This is a genomic window from Conexibacter stalactiti (assembly GCF_033542075.1).
In the GTDB taxonomy this organism is placed as follows: Bacteria; Actinomycetota; Thermoleophilia; order Solirubrobacterales; family Solirubrobacteraceae; genus Conexibacter; species Conexibacter stalactiti.
In genome coordinates, this window is sequence record NZ_JAWSTH010000211.1 from 1 (window position 1) to 2,183 (window position 2,183).

Sequence of the window (2,183 nt, forward strand, 5' to 3'; positions counted from 1 at the left end):
CCCGCCGCCCGCCGCCCGCCCGCCGCCCGCCGCACGCCCGCCGCCCGCCCACCGCGCGCGGGCGGACGCGCTGCTCCCCGACTCGTCCCACTTCGGCACACCGAACGGACGGAAACCCCACCGCGCACTGCCGCGGCTGCAAGCCGGCGCCCAGATCGGGCGCCTGCACGCGCTCGTGCGCCATTCGCCCAACGGGCCTCCCACCGCGCCCCACCGCGCGATGACCCGCAGTGAAGGGGAATCCGGGGCCTCGGCGAACTCCACGCCATGATCAGTGGGTGAAAGGGCGGGAGATGGGTTGCAAAGTGGGAGAGAGTGGGTTAGCTTGCCTCGCATACGGACCGGGGTGGCAGGGCTCCTCCCACCCAGCCACCCCGGTTCGGAACCTCTTCAGGCGATGACCCTTGACGTTTCGCGGCACCTTCGATCTCACGCTCGACGCGAAGAACCGGCTCACGGTTCCGACGCGATACCGGGCCTCCTTCGCGGAGGGGATCGTGCTCGCGGCCGGACTCGAGGACTGCGTCGCGATCTGGCGGCCCGAGGACTACGACGCGTGGACCGCGGCGGCGCTGGAGGGGCACAGCCCGCTCTCGCCCGAGTTCCGCAAGCTCAAGCGCCACTTCACGGCGAACTCGCATCCGACCGAGCTCGACGGAGCCGGCCGCGTGATGGTGCCCAGATTCCTGCTCGACTCCGGGAAGCTGACGAAGGACGTCAGCGTCGTGGGCGCGGGAGAGTGCCTGGAGATCTGGGATCGCACCGGCTGGGCGGCGTACAACGGCGAGGTGCTGGAGAACGTCTCGGACATCGCGGCGGGACTGCAGTCCTCGGCCGGCTGAACAGTTTCCATAACTAGTGGCCACACTCCTTGACATGACCGGCATCCACATCCCCGTCCTCGCTGGGGAGCTGATCGAGCTGCTCGACCCGCAGCCCGGTCAGGTCGCCGTCGACTGCACGTTCGGCGGCGGCGGTCACGCGCGCCTGATCGCCGACCGCATCGGCTCCAGCGGCACGCTGATCGCGATCGACCGCGACCCGATCGCCGAGCAGCGCTTCGCCGAGCTGACCGCCGAGGTCGCCTGCGCGACCCGCTTCATCCGCGCCGACTTCGCGCAGGGGCTCGAGCTGCTGCGCGACGAGGGCACGCGCGCCGACGCCGTCTACATGGACCTCGGCATGTCGTCGATGCAGGTCGACACGTGGGAGCGCGGCTTCTCATACGCCTACGACGCGCCGCTCGACATGCGGATGGATCCCGATCAGGAGCTGAGCGCCCACGAGGTCGTCAACACATGGGACGAGCGCCAGCTCGCGCGGCTGCTGAAGGAGTACGGCGAGGAGCGCTACGCCGGCAAGATCGCCCGCGCGATCGTGCGCACCCGCCAGCAGACGCCGATCGCGACGACGCAGGAGCTGGTCGAGGTGCTGAAGTCGGCGATCCCGACCCCGGCGCAGTTCGCCGGCGGACACCCGGCCAAGCGCACCTTCCAGGCGATCCGGATCGCCGTCAACGCTGAGCTGGAGCAGGTCGACGAGGGGCTTCCCTGTGCGTGGGAGGTGCTGAAGGAGGGCGGCAAGCTCGCCGCGATCACCTTTCACTCACTGGAGGACCGGCGCGTCAAGCGCTTCCTCGTCGCGCGCGCGCAGGGCTGCATCTGCCCGCCCGACCTGCCCGTCTGTGCCTGCGGCCGCACGCCCGAGGGCGAGCTGCTGACCCGCCGCGCGATCGCCCCGACCCCTGGGGAGATCGCGCACAACCCGCGCGCGAAGTCGGCGCACCTGCGTGGTGCGCGCAAGCTGAAGGAGATCTCGTGACCCCGGCGCCCGCAACCGCCGCCGCCCGCCGTCGGGTCTCCGGCGCCGACGCCGGCAACGGCCACGGCGGCGCGCGTCGCAGAGGCCCGCCGCCGGCGCGCCGCGTCTCGGGACCGTCCACGCCGCGCAAGCACGAGCTGGAGAACCCGGGCACGGGCATGCACGCGGCCGCGCCGAGCCGTGCCGACGACTTGCACGAGCGCGTGAACTCGCGCAGAACTGCACAACGCGCGCCGCAACCGCGCGCATCCGCGCCGCGATCCGCCGCGTCCGCGCCGCAACCGCGCGGAGCGGCGGTCCGCGCCGGTGGGATGCGCGCCGCCGCCGCGCGTGCGGCGAGCGAGTCGCGTGGAGGCGCCCCG

General features: G+C 72.4%; 2 protein-coding genes and 1 pseudogene. All 3 read left to right on the forward strand.

The window, feature by feature from the left end:
* The first annotated feature begins 404 nt into the window (after positions 1–404).
* The gene (gene mraZ, locus R7226_RS31315) at positions 405–842 is read left to right on the forward strand and encodes a division/cell wall cluster transcriptional repressor MraZ (protein WP_318601490.1); all 438 of its coding nucleotides are present in this window, start codon (positions 405–407) and stop codon (positions 840–842) included.
* Between the two features lie 34 nt (positions 843–876).
* The gene (gene rsmH / locus R7226_RS31320) at positions 877–1,821 is read left to right on the forward strand and encodes a 16S rRNA (cytosine(1402)-N(4))-methyltransferase RsmH (RefSeq protein WP_318601491.1); all 945 of its coding nucleotides are present in this window, start codon (positions 877–879) and stop codon (positions 1,819–1,821) included.
* A pseudogene (locus R7226_RS31325) lies at positions 1,818–2,183 on the forward strand (hypothetical protein); the annotation flags it as partial. The gene rsmH and the pseudogene R7226_RS31325, both read left to right, overlap by 4 nt.

Bases quoted from the DNA above. Each gene is read 5' to 3' on its own strand.
- rsmH (WP_318601491.1), top strand. From the start codon at position 877: ATGACCGGCATCCACATCCCCGTCCTCGCTGGGGAGCTGATCGAGCTG.